The sequence below is a fragment of the Brevibacterium sp. XM4083 genome, from assembly GCF_006489205.2.
Taxonomy (GTDB): domain Bacteria; phylum Actinomycetota; class Actinomycetes; order Actinomycetales; family Brevibacteriaceae; genus Brevibacterium.
On record NZ_VFYR02000001.1, the window covers coordinates 731,914 to 750,077 of the forward strand.

15 protein-coding genes are annotated in these 18,164 nt (G+C 67.1%); 7 read left to right on the forward strand and 8 right to left on the reverse strand.

Going from position 1 to position 18,164, the window contains the following annotated elements; genetic code table 11:
* Positions 1-10: 10 nt before the first annotated feature.
* Positions 11-1,075 carry a 2,3-butanediol dehydrogenase gene (locus FJ887_RS03175; RefSeq protein WP_137824338.1) on the reverse strand — a complete coding sequence of 355 codons (1,065 nt, stop codon included), beginning with the start codon at positions 1,073-1,075 and terminating at the stop codon, positions 11-13.
* Positions 1,076-1,265: 190 nt separating this feature from the next.
* Here FJ887_RS03175 and FJ887_RS03180 point away from each other — a divergent pair, with 190 nt between their 5' ends.
* Positions 1,266-1,625 carry a hypothetical protein gene (locus FJ887_RS03180; RefSeq protein ID WP_137824337.1) on the forward strand — a complete coding sequence of 120 codons (360 nt, stop codon included), beginning with the start codon at positions 1,266-1,268 and terminating at the stop codon, positions 1,623-1,625.
* A 7-nt stretch (positions 1,626-1,632) separates the two neighbouring features.
* Here FJ887_RS03180 and FJ887_RS03185 read toward each other — a convergent pair whose 3' ends face one another.
* A complete protein-coding gene (locus tag FJ887_RS03185; protein ID WP_137824336.1) occupies positions 1,633-2,898 on the reverse strand; it encodes an aspartate aminotransferase family protein in 1,266 nt (421 codons plus the stop codon).
* The gene (locus tag FJ887_RS03190) at positions 2,895-4,013 is read right to left on the reverse strand and encodes a phosphotransferase enzyme family protein (protein ID WP_137824335.1); all 1,119 of its coding nucleotides are present in this window, start codon (positions 4,011-4,013) and stop codon (positions 2,895-2,897) included. Before FJ887_RS03190 ends, FJ887_RS03185 begins: the two co-directional genes overlap by 4 nt.
* Positions 4,014-4,155: 142 nt before the next feature.
* Here FJ887_RS03190 and FJ887_RS03195 point away from each other — a divergent pair, with 142 nt between their 5' ends.
* Both FJ887_RS03195 and FJ887_RS03200 read left to right on the forward strand, forming a co-directional pair.
* Entirely contained in the window at positions 4,156-4,776 is a 621-nt protein-coding gene (locus FJ887_RS03195) for a TetR/AcrR family transcriptional regulator (RefSeq protein WP_137824334.1), read from the forward strand.
* Positions 4,777-5,056: 280 nt separating this feature from the next.
* Positions 5,057-6,388 (forward strand): NAD(P)/FAD-dependent oxidoreductase, encoded by a 1,332-nt coding sequence (locus FJ887_RS03200; protein WP_140954807.1) that lies wholly within the window; start codon positions 5,057-5,059, stop codon positions 6,386-6,388.
* A gap of 86 nt (positions 6,389-6,474) precedes the next feature.
* Here the strand turns inward: FJ887_RS03200 and FJ887_RS03205 are convergent, their stop codons facing one another.
* The 5 genes from FJ887_RS03205 to FJ887_RS03225 all read right to left on the reverse strand — a co-directional run bounded on the left by FJ887_RS03205 (position 6,475) and on the right by FJ887_RS03225 (position 11,885).
* Positions 6,475-7,674 carry an MFS transporter gene (locus FJ887_RS03205; protein WP_249356448.1) on the reverse strand — a complete coding sequence of 400 codons (1,200 nt, stop codon included), beginning with the start codon at positions 7,672-7,674 and terminating at the stop codon, positions 6,475-6,477.
* A gap of 82 nt (positions 7,675-7,756) precedes the next feature.
* Positions 7,757-8,659, reverse strand: a complete 903-nt coding sequence (locus tag FJ887_RS03210; RefSeq protein ID WP_249356446.1) for a glycerophosphodiester phosphodiesterase — start codon at positions 8,657-8,659, stop codon at positions 7,757-7,759.
* Between the two features lie 163 nt (positions 8,660-8,822).
* Positions 8,823-9,482: an HdeD family acid-resistance protein gene (locus FJ887_RS03215; protein WP_137824332.1), complete on the reverse strand. Its 660-nt coding sequence runs from the start codon at positions 9,480-9,482 to the stop codon at positions 8,823-8,825.
* Positions 9,483-9,578: 96 nt separating this feature from the next.
* Positions 9,579-10,769 (reverse strand): magnesium and cobalt transport protein CorA, encoded by a 1,191-nt coding sequence (locus FJ887_RS03220; protein ID WP_249356443.1) that lies wholly within the window; start codon positions 10,767-10,769, stop codon positions 9,579-9,581.
* 111 nt (positions 10,770-10,880) lie between these two features.
* Positions 10,881-11,885: a glycosyltransferase family 2 protein gene (locus FJ887_RS03225; RefSeq protein ID WP_137824331.1), complete on the reverse strand. Its 1,005-nt coding sequence runs from the start codon at positions 11,883-11,885 to the stop codon at positions 10,881-10,883.
* A gap of 105 nt (positions 11,886-11,990) precedes the next feature.
* Between FJ887_RS03225 and FJ887_RS03230 the strand changes: the two genes are divergently transcribed.
* The 4 genes from FJ887_RS03230 to FJ887_RS03245 all read left to right on the forward strand — a co-directional run bounded on the left by FJ887_RS03230 (position 11,991) and on the right by FJ887_RS03245 (position 18,106).
* A complete protein-coding gene (locus tag FJ887_RS03230) occupies positions 11,991-13,247 on the forward strand; it encodes a CDP-glycerol glycerophosphotransferase family protein (protein WP_137824330.1) in 1,257 nt (418 codons plus the stop codon).
* A 187-nt stretch (positions 13,248-13,434) separates the two neighbouring features.
* Entirely contained in the window at positions 13,435-16,068 is a 2,634-nt protein-coding gene (locus FJ887_RS03235; RefSeq protein WP_137824329.1) for a glycosyltransferase, read from the forward strand.
* A 132-nt stretch (positions 16,069-16,200) separates the two neighbouring features.
* A complete protein-coding gene (gene tagD / locus FJ887_RS03240; protein WP_137824328.1) occupies positions 16,201-16,590 on the forward strand; it encodes a glycerol-3-phosphate cytidylyltransferase in 390 nt (129 codons plus the stop codon).
* Positions 16,591-16,636: 46 nt separating this feature from the next.
* Entirely contained in the window at positions 16,637-18,106 is a 1,470-nt protein-coding gene (locus FJ887_RS03245) for a glycosyltransferase family 2 protein (RefSeq protein WP_171006952.1), read from the forward strand.
* Positions 18,107-18,164 lie beyond the last annotated feature (58 nt).

Below are 18,164 nucleotides of genomic sequence, written 5' to 3' on the forward strand. Positions count from 1 at the left end.
GTCGCCTGAGTCAGGAGTCGGCTTCACCCACCCGCAGGGTGATCTTCGTGCCCGCGCCGGTGCGCAGGGTGTCGATCGCGGTGACGACGTCGTCGAGGGCCATCTCCTCGACCCAGCCGGTCGTGTCGTAGTCGCCTGACTCCATGCGCGCGATGACCTCGTCGAACTCCTCGGCGGTGTAGCCGACTGCGCCGATGAGTTCGGTCTCGCCCATCATCAATGCGCTCGGCTGGATCTCGAACCCGTGCTCGTGCGGCGACTGGAGGACGACGCGGCCGCCCGGGGCGAGCTCGGCCAGTCCGGTCGACAGTGCGGCAGGGACGCCGGCGGCGTCGTAGAACACATCGACTCCGTCGCCGTCGGTGCGGTCGGCGACGATGGCGTGGAGGTCCTCCGTCGTCGGGTCGATGACCGTGGCCCCGAGGGCGGCGATCTTCTGTCGGCGCTCGGGGCTCGGCTCGGAGACGAGCACATCCTTCACCCCACGTGCGCGGAAGGCGTACCACGCTCCGATGCCGATCGGTCCGGCTCCGGCGATGAGGACGACGTCGCCGGCACCGGCCCGGCTCCGGGCGGCACCGTGCCACGCCACGGCCATCGGTTCGACGAGTGCCGCTGTCTGCAGGTCGACGGACTCGGGCACGCGGTGGAACTGCGATGCGGAGACGGTGACGTACTCGGCCATGCCGCCGCCGTCGGCGTTGGCCCCGAGCGAGGCCATGAGCCGGCAGCTCGTCGGTGCCCCGCGCCGGCAGGCGATGCATTCGCCGCAGCTGTAGGCGATGGGGAACACCGCCCCGTGGTCACCGACGGTGATGTCCTCGACACCGGGACCCACCTCGACGACGGTCCCGGAGAACTCATGGCCCATCGGCTGGGGAAGCTGGGCGCCGGTAACCGGGTGCGGGGAGAAGAGGTCGATCGGTGAGGCCTCGGGGTTGAGGTAGAGGTGGACGTCGCTGCCGCACACGCCGACGTAGGCGTTGCGGAGCTTGACCTGGCCGGGGCCGACGGTCGGTTCGGGGATGTCCTCGATGCGCAGATCTTCGCGTCCGTGGAGTCGCGCAGCCTTCATCAGTGCCTCTCTTCATGTTCGGTGATGCTCTCACCATCCACGATCCACGGCGGAGCCCGGGGGCGACAACCGCCGATTGCGGCGGATTTCCCGGTCGTCGTCCGCCATCTGTCGCTCGTCGGGGGCGTGGTGCCGGCCCCGGCCGAGGGCACTCTGGTCGGTGTCAGTCCCTGAGCGCATAATAGAACGCATGAACGAATATCGGGTGCCGGAGTGGCTCACTGACTACCAGGACTTCAAGGCGCTGTGCTCAGCGGTGTCGGGGGAGTACATCCGCTTCTCCCTCACGACCGGGTGCGACACCGTCGCCTACACTCATTCGCAGAACACGGCCGGACTGCCGCGCTACTCGTGTCTGCTCACCGCCGATGACGGGGCGACGCTGCTCCTCGTCCTCGACGACTGGGCAGGGCGGATGGACGAGGCGGGTCCCACGGTGCGCGCGTGGCTCGGTGCGAACGCGAGTCTGCGCGGCTGCCGGCCGGGGAAGTCGCACTACGTCGGCGACAGCTATTGGCGGAAGCAGTGGCAGCTCGCCAACCCATGGTGAGGGGTGCTCACACCTCCACCTCGGCGAGGGACTCGCCCAAGGCGTCGAGCAGCAGGGGCAGCTCCGCCGCGCTGAACGCGAGCGGCGGGCGAACCTTGAGGACGTTGTCGTCACGACCGATGCGGGAGATGACGACGTGCTTGGCCTTCATCGCCTCGACGACCTGCTTCGTCAGGTCGGGGGCAGGTGTGCCGTCGACGGCGAAGTCGAGGCCGAGGAACATGCCCGCGCCCCGCGCGGTGCGGATGAAATCGTACTGGTCCGCGTACTCCTCGAGCCGGACCTTCGCCTCGGCGCCGAGGATGCGGGCGCGCTCCATGAGCTCCTTCTCCGCCATCTCCTCGAGCACGGCCTGCCCGACCGCCGCGGACACAGGGTTGCCGGCGAAGGTGTTGAAGAACTCGTTGCGGGGACCGAACGCATCCATCACCTCGGCGGTGGTGATGACGGCCGACATCGGATGGCCGTTGCCGATCGGCTTGCCCAGGGTGACGAGGTCGGGGACGAGACCGACCCGCTGGTACCCCCACATGTGGGTGCCGGTGCGCCCGAAACCCGACTGCACCTCGTCGGCGATGACCATTCCGCCCGCGGCCCGCACCCGCTCGGCGATCCCGGTCACGAGCCCCTCGGGCAGACGCGGCATCCCCTCGGTCGAGAACAGCCAGTCGAAGAGGCACGCCGACACCCCGTATCCGGCCTCCTGGAGCGAGGCGATCGCGGCGTCGAGGTCAGCGAGTGTCGCGGCGAGCACCTCGTCGGGACCGCGCTCATCGGTGTCGAGGTCGGGGATGCGCAGGGTGCGCACGTGCGGGCCGAGTCCCTCCTGCGTCTTCAGCCCCGTCGTCATCTCCGCCAGCGCGATCGTCGTGCCGTGATAGCTGAAATCGGAGACGATGAGGCCCGTCACCCCGGTCAGCTGGCGGCTGATCCGCAGGGCGAGCTCGTTGGCCTCGGACCCCGAATTGCCGAAGAACACCCGCTCGAGCCGATCCTCGAAGGTCGCCAGCAGCGCCTCCGCGTAGTCGACGACGCGGGCGTTGAGATAGCGGGTGTGGACGTTGAGCGTGCGCGCCTGCTGGCACAGGGCGTCGACGACGCGATCGTTGGCGTGCCCGACGTGGGGGACGTTGTTATACGCGTCGAGGTACCGCTGGCCGTGGACATCGGTGAACCACACCCCCTTGGCCGAGACGAACTCGAGCGGTTCGTCGTAGAACAGCGGTGAGTACGGCCCCAGGGTGGCGTGGCGGCGGGTGAGGAGGTCGGTCATCGGTGGGCTCCGGAGCGTCGGTCGGCGACGAACGCGGCGGCGAGGTCGACGAGGTGGGGGAGGACGGTGTGGATGTGGAACTCCGCGGCCGGCTCGCCGCGGCGATCGGCGGCCCACCCGAGGTAGGTGAGGCCGCGGGCGACGAGGAGGGCCGGGAACGCCGCGAAGTCCGCGGCATCGAGTGGGCGTCGGCGCTGGTAGCCGGCGAAGAGCGCGGCCTGGTACTCCGCGGCCCGCGGATGGCGGGTGAAGAAGTAGAGGGCGGTCGCGAGGTCGAAGAGGTGCCAGCCGGCGGCGAAATCGTCGAAGTCGATGAGGACGAGACCAGAGGTCGTGCGCAGCACGTTCTCCGGGGTGAGGTCGGCGTGGATCGGCCCGAACCGCTGCGGCCCGACGCCGTAGTCGGCGAGGACCGTGCGGATGTCGGCGATCGCCTCGGTGAGCGTGGCGAGCGCTGCGGAGTTCTCCGGCGCGTGCAGTTCGCGCACCCTCAGCGGGGCGCCCCACAACGCGGCCTCCCCGACGAGACCGTCGGCATCCCAGCGCGGACGGTCGTCGTCGACGGCGAACCCGGAGGTCATGGTGGCGTCGTGGACGTCTCCGATGAGCTCGCCGAGGCGGTCGAAGTCCTCCGGTTCGTGTGTCGCGGTCCCGTCGAAGGCCGTCTGCTCGTCACCGAAGTTCCCGTCGTTGGCGATGTGGAGCTGGAGATCGACCTGATGGACGCCGAGGCGGTGGTCGTGACCGACGTGGACGAAGCTCTGTGCATCGGAGACCGGCACGAACCGCGGCACCGGGACGCCGCGGCCGGCGAGGCTGCCGACGAACTCGAGTTCCCGTGCGAGCTCGGCATCGCTGTGATAGCCCTGCCGGTGGACCCGGAGGACGTAGGACGTGCCCGCGTGCTCGAGCCCGAAGACGCTGTTCTCCCGGTGCTTGAGCAGGCGCAGTGCGGTCGACTCCGGCAGGCCGAACGCGGCCAGGGCCTCCGCGGCGAGCTCTGCCGCCCCCACGACGGCCGTGGATGCGGCACCCGCCTCTGTGGATGCCGCACCCGCCGCCACGGCGGAGGGGCCGGTGCTGCGCCGCGGTTCGGGCTGGGCCGTCCTCGACATCGATGTCTCCTTCGGTCGCTCTGCGGGTGTCGCCGTGCGGCGAACAGGGGCCGATTGCAAAGTTATACTCGGAGTATAGAACATGAACTGGCAATCCATCCAGGGGTCGGAGGCGATCCGTCCGCTGTGAGAGGATCAAGGCGTGAACAGTGCGACCGACACCGGTGACCCCGCCCCCAGCCTGCGGGAGCGGCGCCGGGCGCAGACCCGCGAGGACCTCGTGTCCGGGGTGCTCGCGGTCATCGACGCGCAGGGCTTCGACCGACTGACGATCGAGAGGATCGCGACGGCGGCCGGGGTGTCCCGGGGGACCGTCTACGCGCATTTCCCCGGAGGGCTCACCGAACTCGTCTCCGCCGCCTATGCGGAGATCGGGCGGACGATCGTCGCCCGCACGACCACGGAGATCGCGTCAGTGAGCGTGTGGACCGAGGAGCTCACCGCACATGCCCGAGCGATGTTCGACTTCGCCGCGAACTCCGGCAGCGGACACTTCTACAACGTCTCCGGGCCGGCCTTCATCGCCGGCGGGGAGTCCCGTGGCATCGGCTCCGGGGCGAGTCGGGCGATGATCGCCGACACCCTCGCACAGGCCCAGGCCGCGGGCCTGTTGCGGGAGACCGTCGTGCCCGGAGCCGTGGCCACCCTGCTCGTCGGCGCCATCCGGGAGGCCGCGATCGCCATCGCCACCGGCGAGGCCGACTCCGCGAAGGAGCTCGCCGCGTTCTCCACCCTCGTCGCCGGCCTCGCGGCCCCGCACTGAGGGCTCTCGCCGCCACTGGGCGCCGCCACCGGGCGCCGACACCGGACAGCGACACCGGGCAGCAATACCGGGCAGTGACACCCGGCACCGACACCGGACACAGCCGCACCGTGCACGCTCGGGCAAGGATCGTGCACGCGCGCACAAGGACCGGTGCCCCCACCTCGGCGAGGATGGACTCAGGCAGCGACAGCTGCTGACGATCCGCCGGGCGCGGACGTGCCGGTCACCAGATGACGGCAGGCGTCTCGGTCGGCTGCAGACAAGGAGTGCCCCGGGTATGTCAAAGAAGATTCTCATCGTCGGTGCCGGATTCTCCGGCCTCATCGCAGCGCGCGAACTGCAGACCGCAGGTGTGGAGGTCGAGATCTTCGAGGCTCGCGACCGGATCGGCGGCCGCGCCTGGACCGATGAGCGACTCGGACGGCCGCTCGAACTCGGCGCCACGTGGGTGCACTGGATGCAGCCGTTCGTGTGGTCGGAGATCGCCCGCTACGGTCAGGAGATCCACCCCAGCCCCGACTACGACCGCGCGTTCTGGATCACCGACGGCAACCTCGTCGAGGGCCCGAAGGAGCGGATGAACGAGGTGCTCGACCGGCCGCAGAAGAAGATCTTCGAGGGCTCGTGTGAGCTCTTCCCCTACCCGCACGACCCGCTCCACGTCCTCAGCGACCGCTACGACGGCCCCGCCGAGGTCGTCGAGCAGTTCCGGGCCGCCGATGAGGGAGGCGTCCTCGACGTCCTCCGCGACGGTGACTTCTCGCAGGAGGAGATCGACCTCTGCGACTCCTACTGGACCGCGGCCTATCAGGGTCCCCTCGAGACCGCCTCGCCGCTCATGGCCAAGCACTGGGCCGCGCTGTCGGACCACCGGCTCGACCTCCTCGACGAGCAGACGCTCGAGTTCAAGCTGAAGAACGGCATGCGCGGACTCTACGAGGCGCTCGCCGCCGACCTCACGTGCCCCATCCACCTCTCGGCGCCGGTGACGAAGGTCGAGCATGAGAACGGCGCCCGGCTCACGCTTGCCGACGGCTCGACCGTCGAGGGCGACGCCGTCATCGTCACCACCCCGATCGGGGCGATCAACACGATCGAGTTCTCGCCCGCCCTGCCGGCCCCGCTGCAGGAGATCGCCGACGAGAAGACGAACAGCGTCGGATCGAAGATCTGGATCAAGATCGACGGCCACCATTCGTTCATCGCCACGGCCCCGAAGGGCGGGCCGCTGGCGATGATCAAGAGCGAGTACTTCCTCGACGACGGCACGACGATCATGGTCGGCTTCGGCGGCGACCACACCGCCATCGACCTCACGGACACGGACCAGGTGCAGGAGATCATGCGGCAGTGGCGCGACGACATCGTCGTGCTCGCCGCCGACGGCCACGACTGGGTGGCCGACCAGTGGAGCGGGCAGACGTGGGCGACGCTGAAGTCCGGCCAGTTCATCGACGGCTGGTCGCGCTTCGCCGACACCGACACGGCGATGTACTTCGCCGGTGCCGACTACGCGAAGGGCTGGAACGGCGTCGTCGTCGACGGGGCCATCGAAACCGGGATCACGACGGCCAGGCGCGTCCTCGCCGAGGTGGTCCGCGACCGCTGACGAACCCCGAGTCCCAGCCCGGTTGGGCTGGGAGGGCAGGACCGCCTCGGCGCCGGTCGGCCCTCACGGAGGCCCCCGCATGAGTCTCAGACTCGGCGGGGGCCTTCGTAGGTGCGGCGGACGATGACGACGACCGCGGTGAGGACGAGGGCGATGCCCGCGGTGAGGGTGAAGAGCAGAGACCATTCCCCGTGCTCGCCGAGGTAGCCGCCGGCCCAGGCTCCGAAGGCGCTGCCGGCGAAGAGGAAGCCGGCGAAGAGGGAGACGACGGTGCCGCGGGCCTGGGGGAGGACCGTCGTCGACCACGTCTGCAGGGACGAGTGGAGGAACGACCACGTCGTGCCGAGGAGGAGGGCGGCGACGATGACGGTGACGATGGAGAGGTGGAGGGCGAGGACGGTGAAGCCGACGGTCGCCGCGGTGCCGCCGATGGCCATGAGCAGCGGCATCGCCAGGCGCGGGGCGAGGAGTCTGATGAGGCGGCTGGTGAGGATGACGCCGACCCCGTAGGCGGCGGTCGCGAGCCCGGCGATCGCCGCGCCGACCCCGAGGGACTGCAGGGCCGGGGCGAGGAGCGTGAGGACGCCGAGGACGACGGCGCCCTCGACGAAGACGAGGGCGATGACGACGAGCACCCACCGGTTGCCCAGCGCCATCCTGATCGTCGTCAGCACGCCGGCCCGCGGGGTCCTGGGTGCCTCGGGGGCGCGGGCGAGGCCGAGGACGGAGAGGATCGCGAGCACCGAGGTGATCGCGAAGACGACCCGCCAGTCGAGGAGGTCGGCGATGATCCCGGCCAGGGCTGTGGCGACTGCCGTGCCGACGGCGATCGCGGCCATGAGATCGGCCAGCGCCGGCTGCCGGTGCCGCTCATCGACGGTGTCGCCGACGTACGTCAGCGAGGTCGGGACGATCGCGCCGTAGAACGCACCGCCCAGAGTGCGGGCGATGATGAGGACGGTGAGAGTGGGCGCGAGTGCCGCGACGATGCCGACGAGCGCCGCGGCGATGAGGCTTGCGCGCATGAGGCGGATCCGCCCGACCCGGTCCGAGAGCATCCCCCACAGCGGCTGACTCACCCCGTAGGCGAGGTAGTACGCGCTCGCGACGGCGAGGGCCTGGGCGAGGGTGACGCCGAGGTCGGCGGCGACGAGGACGAGCAGAGGACTGATCGCGAACCGGTCGAAGCTGCTGACGAACGCTGCCAGCGAGACCGCCAGCGGCGGGCGCGTGGGGGAGGAGCGGTTGTCCGAGGGACTCTCGGCAGGATCGGTCGCGGGGCTCACGAATCCTCACTGTACTCCCGCTCAGACTTCCAGGGCCGCGGAGCTCACCTCGCGGAACGGGCGGTCACTGAGCGGCCGGGTCTCACTCGTCCCACGGGTCGTCGGTGAACCAGCCGGCGACGCCGTCGGGCAGTTCGGCGACATCCTCGGCGTTCTTCAGCCCGTACGGGGCCACCTGGAGTCCGGCACCGGTGAGGGCGGCGACGTCGTCGGCGGGCAGCGACCTGTTCGGTCCCACCCAGGTAATCCCCGCAGCGGCGATCTGCTCTGGAGTCTGGTCCGGCAGGGTGCCGTCGAAGAGGTAGAGCGAGGTGAACCCGCGGTCGGCGATCGTCTCTGCCGTGTCGAAGTCGAAGGACTGGACGATGAGGGATGCGGTGAGTCCGCGATCGGTGAACTCGTCGAGGACGGAGTCGACCTCCGCCGAGGTGGCCCCGGGCTTGATCTCGGGCACGAGGACGACCTCGCCGCCGAGTTCGTCGAGCAGCTCGGTGAGGGTGACCGTTTCGGCCGGCGCCCCGCCCGTCGGGTGCGTGATCGTCGCAGCGTCCCACTGTTCGCGGGTGAGGTCCCGGATCGGGCCGGTGGCGCCGTTGAGTGTGCGGTCCGCGGTGTCGTCGTGGATGAGCACGGGGGTGCCGTCGGAGAGGAACTGGATGTCCATCTCGGGGAGGAATCCGTCCCGCGCCGAGGCGGTGAAGCCCTCCATCGACTCCTCCGGATAGACGAGGGCCCCGCCGCGGTGGGAGATCGTCACCGGGGAGGACAGGTCAGCGACGGAGGCCGTGCCACTGGTCCCGGTCGGAGGAACGGGCATGTCCCCGGCGAGCTGCGACATCGGCGCGGCGGCCTGCTGGTTCTGGACGGATGGCGCGTTCGCACCGCAGCCGGTCGCGGTGACGAGGGCCGATCCCAGTGCGGCCGCGATCGCAGCGGATCGGAGAGGAATGCGTGTGCGGAGCAGAGTCCGAGGTGAGGCGCCCATTCATCGGACGCTACGGCGACCGTCCGATCCTCCGATGGCGCGGAGCTGAACGTCAGGGCGGCAGACGGCGAACAGTCGGATGCGGTGGTGAACACCGTGTGAATGACAGCGGCCCGGACGACAGGGAGTCCCTGCCGTCCGGGCCGCCGGCGGTGCGGTGTCCTCAGCCCTGCATCACGCGCTTGGCCTGGGAGCGGGCCATGAACGCCATGACGATGAGGAAGATGCCGAAGAGGATCGCGTAGACGCCGATCACCCAGAGCAGTGCGGTCACGGCGGCAGCCGGTGAGGTGAAGACGACGATCATGAGGATGATCGCGAAGATGATGTCGATAACGCCGAGGAGCTTCGACCAGCCGCGGTACGACTTCGAGGCGAGGCTGAAGATGCCGCGCAGCAGCATGCCGAAGGCCATGAACCACAGCACCAGGACGCCGGAGAGCATGGCGAAAGCGAGCGGGGCGATGAAGATGAGGAGGCCGACGATGATGTAGATGATGCCCGCGGTCAGCTCCCACCCCCATGACAGCCCGGCCTTGCGGGCGGTGTTCGCGTTGACGATGGTGAGGATGCCGTCGACGAAGAGCCACGCGCCGATCCAGATGCCGATGACCAGGGCCACAGCGTCCGGGGCGGCGAAGACGAGGATGCCGAAGACGATCGCGAGGATGCCGCGGAGCAGGACGACCCAGAACACGCCCTTGCCGAGCTCGGTGAGCAGGGAGCGCGTCGAGTCGACCGGGTTGCGGTAGCCGTCGTTGGGCGGGGTGTCGGCGGAGGGGTTCGGGTCGGGGAAGTTCTGGGATTCGGGTGAGGTGGTCATCTCAACTCCTCATGAAGGGGACTTGCCAAGGGATGGTGCCACTTCAGTCTAAGTCCGACCGGAGGGGACGGCTGAGATCCGTTGGCACCGATTCGGTCACATCCACTTCTTCACACGGAAGACCGTGTAGAGGGTGACGCTGAGACCGACCATGAGGAGCAGCGCCATCGGGTAGCCGAACCTCCAGTTGAGTTCGGGCATGTTCGCGAAGTTCATCCCGTAGATCGCGCCGATGAGGGAGGGGGCGAAGAGGATCGCGGCCCAACCGGAGATCTTCTTCATGTCCTCGTTCTGGCGCTGGGCCACGAGGGTGGCGTTGACGCTGAGGATCTGGGAGAGGGCCTCGCGCAGTTCCCCCGCCTCGGCGAGGACCCGGGTGAGGTGGTCCGTGACGTCGTTGAGATAGGTGCGCAGCTCCTCGGGGATGTCGTACTTCGTCGCGCCGTTGCTCAGTGCCTGGGTGAGTCGACTGAGGTGGGTCGTGGCGTGGAGGACGTCGATGACCTCCTGGCTGAGGCGATAGATGCGCTCGGCTGCGGCGGGGTCGCCGCTGAAGACCTGGCGTTCGATCCCGTCCTTGTCATCCTGCAGACCGTCGATGACGGGGAAGTAGCCGTCGACGACGCCGTCGAGCAGACGGTAGATGAGGGCCTCGGGGCCGAGCGAGAGCAGGTCCTTGTCGGATTTCCTGATGAGGTCCGCGTCGGAGAAATGCTCCTCGAGGTCATGAACATCCGAGGGGATCGGCATGCCGTCGATGAAGCGGCCGTCCTGGCAGATGATGACGACGTCGTCGCCCTTCATGAGGAGATGGAACTCGCTGAAGTCGACCTCCTCCTCGGCGTCGACGTAGAGCGCGGAGATGAGGACGACGAAGAGGACGTCGTCGTAGCGTTCGACCTTCGGCCGCTGATCGGCGTGGAAGAGGTCCTCGACGAGCACCGGGTGGAGGTCCCACGTCGTCGCGATCTCCGCGAGCAGCTCCGGCGTCGAATGCGGGACGATGACCTGCGTGATCGTGCCCGGCTGGGTCGGACCCTGGGGTGCGCAGGCCGCGAGCGCCTCGGCGAAGGAGGTCGTCACGGAGACCGGCTGCGGCTGGCTGTCGACGATCTGTCGGCTCAGCAGCACCGGCGCCGAGGCGCTCGCCCCCGGTCCCCGGTTCCCGCCCTTGCCCGTGGTCGCCTTCCCGCCGGCGGGTTTCGCGTTCCCGAGCCGGCCCGTGCCCGGATTCCCGCGGAGTCGACGGGTGAGCGGGGGAGTGGGAAGTCGGCGTGAGGGTGCCATCGGATCTCCTTGGGTTGGTCTCTCACCCCAAGGTACTCGACGGGGGTGGGGAGGTGGGAAGCTGTCGGAGTCAACGTCCCCAGTCGCGATGATGGGGTGCTCCGACGCGCGCTATCTGAGAAGCTGCGCGACGTATTCGACCATCTCGCGATCGGCGAGCTCGAGCGCCCGGTGCATGGATCGCGATTTGAGGTTGAACTCGTTCACAGCGTCGGCTGCGCCTTCGATCTCCATGATCTGTCTGGCGACGGTGATGGAACGGTCGCGATCGGCGGGCGTTCGCTTGCGGCGCATCTCAGTGGGGAGATCGAACGACAGCAACCGGTGCCAATACCGGTTGTGAAGGTACTCGGCGAAGGGTTGGCGGCGGCTGGCTGCATGCGCGAGCACCCCGAACGACTCGAACATGTAGGCGTAGAACTCGTCGACGGGAAGGACGTGTCCGGTCAGATGGCCCTTCGCACCCGAGTCGGTGGTGTGCCGAACCCAGAAGTAGCAGTCGACATCCGCCTGCACGGCCACGCGGTCGGTGCGGGCGTAGGCGGACAACACGAATGGGTGGTCCTCGGCCATTCTCAGGTCGGGATTGAACCGGTAGTCGAGGTCGCGTGCGAAAGCCGTCCGAAACATCTTGAGCACATTGAGCGAATCAATGAGTGGAGTCTGGCGTGCGTCGGTGCGGCTGAGCGTCTCTTTGAACATCACCTTGGGGACTCCCCGTCCGACCCCGACGTACCTGCCGACGACGACATCGGCGCTGTCTGAATGCCCCAAGCTCGTCATCGCGTCGAGGGCTTGCGGACCGAGGTGATCGTCGACATCGACGAAGTAGATCCATCGGCCTCTGGCCTCGTCAAGGGCGACATTGCGTCCCTTGGCCGGTGTGCCGGAATTCTCCTGGGTGAGAACAGTGCCGCGCAGCTTCAGCTGCCCAAGCAGTCGTCTCCCCAGGTCCACTGTGCCGTCTGTCGACCCGTCATCGACGATGATCGTCTCGACGCGCTTGGTGTCGATCGTCTGTGCGGCGATGCTGCGCAGACACTTTTCCAGATGCGCCTCGGCGTTGTGGGCTGGGATTCCGATCGTGACGTCTGGCGTTCTGGTGAATAGTGCCATCGGGACCACTCCGGATTCTCACGTCGGCGGCTGTCAGCCGAAAGCAGGGGGCCATTGTTCGCCAACTATACTCGGACACCCATCTTCGCCAGGCACAATGGATCCATGGTCTCCCTTTCTTCGAAGACTCTGCGCCGCGGGTGGACATTCCTCTCCACTGCGGCGCGAGTCGGCACCGACGTGATGGGCAGCCGGGTCGAAGAGGCCCGGTTGCCCGACGCCTTCCGACCTGACCCCGCCGACCGGTTCGTTGCGGCGGCGTACTTCGGATCAGATCCTCATTCGGATTACCAGCTCGAACAATGGCTGTGGCCGTTCGAGCAGCTCCGCGACAGCCTTGTCGAGGCCGGTGAGGGTCCGTCACCCTTCGGTATCATCGTCCGCGACCCGCGAGTGGCGCGCCGGGTCGCGAAGCGCACCGACCTTCCGGTGCGATTCTCGCGCCTGACCAAGGGGCTCGATGAGTTCTTCTCCTCACCGAGCCTGCGCATCGTCTTCTACGTCAATCAGGCGACGATGAACTTCCAGGCGCTGAGATTTCCCGTCCCCGCCCATGTGCACCTCAGTCATGGAGAGAGCGAGAAGATCTCGATGATCTCCAACCAGCTCAAGGCCTATGACTTCGTCTTCACGGCAGGGCAGGCAGCCAGGGACCGCATCGGGTCCATCCTCCACGGACTCGACGAGGAAGCGCTCATCGATGTCGGCCGCCCGCAGCTCGACCGCACACCGACGATCCCCGCTGTGTGGCACACGTTCGCCGCGACGGCGCCCACCGGTCGCGTCGCATTCTATGCCCCGACCTGGGAAGGCGACTCGTCGAGCATGGCCTACGGCTCTATTCCGGACACCGGTGCGGCCGTGGTCGAACAGCTGCTCAGCGCCGGCTATCGCGTGATCTTCCGAGCGCATCCCCGCACGGGTCTCTTTCGCGGCGACTTCGCCCGCGCACTGGAGGCGGTGCAGGCCGTCGTTGACGCGCATCCCCGTGGCTTCGTCGATACCACGCCGGATGTCACGTGGCAGCTGCAGGTTGCTGATGTCGCATTCGCAGAGATGTCATCCGTGGCCTTCGACTGGCTGTCGACGCAGAAGCCGCTGATCATGATCCCTCCGACCGACTCCCGCGCCGAGGTGTTGCCAGGGGGTTTGCTCGACCGTGCCGTGTCGTGGAGAGGACAGCAGCCAGACGTCGATTCGGTGACCGCACTCATCGCCGCTGCCGAGGACCGTGAAGCGGCTGAACTCAGCCGCCACTACCTAGGCGACACCGCGCCCGGAGCGCAGATCGACCGCTTCGTCGCGGCCGGACAGCGTGTCATCGACGCCCGGCGGCGCGAACTCGACCACAGCACGAACTGATGAGGTCATGTGTGGCTGGGCGGTCAATGACCGCCGTGTGACTCCGAGGGTGACCCGCCTCCGTCCTCAGTGACCTCGTTCGACTAAGATCTTGGCGAGATCAGCCACGGTTGCCGTTCGACGGTTCGGCAGCCGACCTGTGCGCAATGATGCGGCAGAAGTGGAACGACGAGGAGAGTCTGAACGCATGAACGTCCGCACCACGGGGAAGCGACTGCTTCTCGACTCTCTGCCGCCGGCGATGGCCGCCTATCTGCGCAAGGAACGGGTCACGTGGTCGCGCCAGTTGAAGCGAAACCGCAGATCGCTCTCATCCGCGCTGACCTCGCGTGCCTTTGCGAAGGCCCTGCTCAGCCCTGTCGAGAAGAACACTGTGGTGTGGGAGTCATTCGCCGGCAATGGTGCACTCTGCAATCCCGAGGCACTGTTCCGCACCATGATCGATTCCCCCGAGTACGTGAGCTATCGCCACATCTGGGTGCTCTCGACCGCTGCGTGGAACTCACCGATTCGAGCGGAGTTCGCAAAGCACCCACGCGTCAGTTTCGTCCGCCACCGCTCGCGGAAATACTTCGATGCTCTCGAAACCAGCGAGTTCCTCGTCAACAACGCGACGTTTCCGGCCGAGTTCATCAAACGGCCCGAGCAGACCTACCTCAACGTGTGGCACGGCACGCCGTTGAAGAAGATGGGCTATGACATCGAGAACGGTGCGGACGGGGCACGCAACGTCCTGCGCAACTTCATGTCGGCGGATTATCTGCTCTCGCAGAATTCGTTCATGACCGAGACGATGTACCTCGACGCCTACAAGCTGCGCAACATCTTTCGCGGCGCGATCATCGAGGAGGGTTATCCGCGCACCGACAAGATGTTCGGACCAGAGGCAGGCAACCGCGCCCGAACGGAGCTGCGAGAACACGGGATCGAGATCGCGGGCAAGAAGGTGCTCTGCTATGCGCCGACGTGGCGCGGGGAGTCGTTCTACAATCCCCAATCCGATGCCGCTCGGCTCAAGAGCACCCTTGTCGCACTGCGTTCGGCACTTGCGGACAAGGGCTGGACGGTGTTGCTCAAAGCCCACCAAGTCATCGTCGATCAACTCATCGATGACGCAGACCTCGCCGACTTCCTGGTTCCCAACGACATTCCCGCCAATGACGTCCTCGCCCTCACCGACCTCCTCGTGTCGGACTATTCGAGCATCTTCATCGACTTCTTGGCGACCGGTCGACCTGTCGCTTTTCATGTGCCAGACGCGCAGAAGTACGCCACCCAGCGCGGCATCTACTTCGGCATCGAGGAGCTGCCCGGCCCAGTGTCCGAGACCGTCGAGAGTCTTATCAGTGATGTGACAAAGCTGGTGTCCGACACTGCGGCATTTCCTCTTGCGACAGCTCGCTACGAGCGTCTCGCTGCGGAGCTCACACCTCACGACGACGGCGCAGCCAGTGCCCGCATCCTCGACATCGTATTCGGCGGTCGGGAATCGGACCGGCGGGTGCTGCGCGGATTCGAGGACGGGCGAATTCGGCTCATGCTCTACCTCGGCGGACTCATCACCAACGGGATCACCTCCTCGGTGCTCAATCTCCTCCATCAGCTGGACCCGGAGAAATACGACATCACGACGCTGCACTATCGGTCGAAGCAGGGCGACCGGCTTGACAACGCCGCCCTCATCCCACGCTATGTCCGTCAGGTCATACGCGACCAGGGGAGTCTGCAGCTGCCGTTGCTCGGCAGTATGCAGGAGTTCGATGAGTCGACCAGCGATGACCTTGAAGCAGGCAATCGCGACGCTGGTCTGTGGAGCCGGGAATGGCGCAGACTTTTCGGCCACGCCGAGTTCGATGCTGCCGTCGATTTCAGCGGCTACTCCTCGTACTGGGCGCGGATCGTCGCGCATGGCACCGCAGCGCGCAGAGCCGTCTGGCTCCACAACGATCTCGAAGCCGATGCGATGCGCGAGGTCGACGGTGCGCGCCCGCATTTCAACAACCTCACTGGAGTCTTCAAGCTCTACCACCACTTCGATGCTCTCGTGTCGGTCTCTCCTGACCTCAGAGCGATCAACGCGACCAACCTCGGCGAGTATGCCGCCGCGGAGAAGTTCGTCAGCGCACGCAACGTCATCGACAGCGAGCGGGTGCGCGGTGGCGCCGGGCACTCGGCAGCGGCGGACGCCGAGACCGAAGCGATCGATGTTCGCAGTCTGTCCGGAGCCGTGGCGCAACTGGGCAGTCTCTACTCGTTGGGTGAGGTGATCTCCGAAGCATCCAGACAGGAACTCCTCGGAGGTCTGCTCGAGAAGGGCAGCGGCAGAACATTCGTGACCGTCGGGCGACTGTCGCCGGAGAAGAACCAAGCCCGTCTGCTCAGGGCGTTCGCCGAGGTGAGCGCCGAAGACCCGAACGTACGCCTCGTCGTCATCGGCGACGGACCCCTCGCCGGGGAACTGCGGCAGCTTGCGGTCTCGCTCGGCATCTCCGGAGCCGTCGAGTTCACCGGTCGTCTGCGCAATCCCTATGCCGTGATGGCCGCCGGCGACTGTTTCGTGCTCTCGAGCGATTATGAGGGGCAGCCGATCGTCATCCTCGAAGCACGGGTGCTCGGCCTGCCGGTCGTCACCACCCGCTTCGGGTCGGCGGCAAGTGCGATGGAGGGCAGCGGCGGCCTCGTCGTCGACCGTGACGTCTCCGCACTTGCTGATGGGATGCGGGCGTTCCTCAACGGGGAGATCGAACCGTCCGAATTCGACCCCGACGCCTACAACGCCGACGTCGTCGTCGAGTTCGAACGGGCGGTCTTCGGACGCTGACTCCTCCTTGCGAGAAGGCGGCGTGAATTCAGCGTCCGAGTGACACGCTGGTAAAATCGCCGTGAACTCCTCAAATCTTTCGGAGCTCGGCGCCCGGCGCGAGTTCCACATCACAGTTGGGAAGCACCGCGCATGCGTCGAGTCATCACCTATGGCACGTTCGACCTGCTGCACTACGGCCACATCCGGCTCCTGCAGCGGGCCAAGGAACAGGGCGACTACCTCGTCGTCGCGCTCTCGAGCGACGAATTCAACGCCGGCAAGGGCAAGAAGTCGTACTTCACCTACGAGGACCGCAAGCGCATGCTCGAAGCCATCCGCTACGTCGACCTCGTCATCCCCGAGGACAACTGGGAGCAGAAGGCCACCGACGTCGACAAGTACCACATCGACACCTTCGTCATGGGTGATGACTGGGAAGGCGAATTCGACTTCCTCAAGGACAAGGTCGACGTCGTCTACCTCTCGCGGACCCCGGAGATCTCCACGACCAGGATCAAATCCGAGCTCAGCAACTCCTGATCCCCAATCCTCATCTCATCCCCACCCTGCGAGGAGAACCCCCTCAGTGAATGAGAAGACGGCCGGAGCAGATCCGGTGCGCCTTTCGATCGTCATCCCCGTCTTCAACAACCCCTCCCACGTCAGGACCGCCGTCGACATTGCGGCAGCGCAGACGTGCGACGACGGACTGACGGAGGTCATCGTCATCGACGATGGGTCGACCGATGACACACCGCAGGTCCTCGCCGAGGCGGTCGCCCGGCATCCGAATGTGCGGGTCATCCGGCAGGAGAACTCCGGCTGGGCGGGCGGTCCCCGCAACACCGGGCTGGACGCGGCCCGCGGCGACTACGTGTTCTTCCACGATGCCGACGACCGCCTCGACGGCGACTGCCTGGGAACGGCCGTCTCCTACGCCGATGCACAGGGCAGCGACGTCGTTCTCGTGACGATCGAGGGACGGGGAGGACGCCACACCCACGCCGACGTCTTCGCCGACACCCAGGACGAGGGAGACATCCGACGCCTCGTGCGGTCGAACTACTCCTTCAAACTCTTCCGCCGATCCTTCCTTCATGACCACGATCTGCGCTTCCCCGCGCACAGGATCAGGCTCGAAGACGCCCAATTCTGCTTCCGCGCCTATGCCGCGGCGTCGAAGGTCTCGATCCTCGCCGACCGCAGCTACTACTTCGTCTACGACCACGGCGGGGGACACATCAGCCAGACCGGCACAGCTCCCGAGCTGCACGCGCAGGGCATCCGCGAAAGCCTCCTGCCGCTGACCTCAGGACCCTGGGAGCCCGAGCTGCGCCGCGAGGCCATGGCCGACTGGTTCCGACGGGTCACCCTCAACCGCTTCAACGACAGCTTCGACGGTCGGCGCGTGGAGTTCCGCCTGCCGTGGATCGCCGAATCGAAGAAGCTCGTCGACGAATTCTGCCTGCCCTCCAGGCTCTTCGAGTTCTACAGTCCCCTCAACCGGGCACGGGTGTGGAGCCTCTCCACGGGGATCCCGGCCCTCGTCGAGGCCGTGAGCCGACGCGGCAATCGCAGCCGACTCGTCGCCGTCGAGGTCGATCGAGCTGAGCTCACCGGCGTCCGACTCGTGCTCGAAGGGCGCGCCGCAGCTCTCCTTGCCGCAGAGGACATCACGGCCTTGACGTTCGTCCTCCGTCGCGGCGATGAGGACATCGCCGAGTTCGCGGCGGACCTTCTGCCCGTCGCCGCCACCTCGGCCGACTCACCCGACGCCGCCGCCAACGCCGTCAAGCGGTTCCGCAGCGAGATCCCGCTCAAGGCGCTGCTCGCCCACGGCACGGTCAAGGTCTACGCCCGGGCCGACACCGGCACCGAAGAGACGAGGGCGGTTCGCGTCGGTCTCGCCGACACCGGTGTGCTCTCCGCGCGCCGCTGGGGGCTGCGCGTCGAGGTCACCCCCACCAGCCTCGGCGGGGCGAACCTCCACGTCGCGAGCGGAGCACGCGCCTTCGCGAAGCGGCTGACCGGGCTCGGCCGCAGATCGATGCGGTAGCATTCCGCAGACACGTCCCAGCCGGCGCTTCGCATCCCTGCCCCACCACCAAGGAACG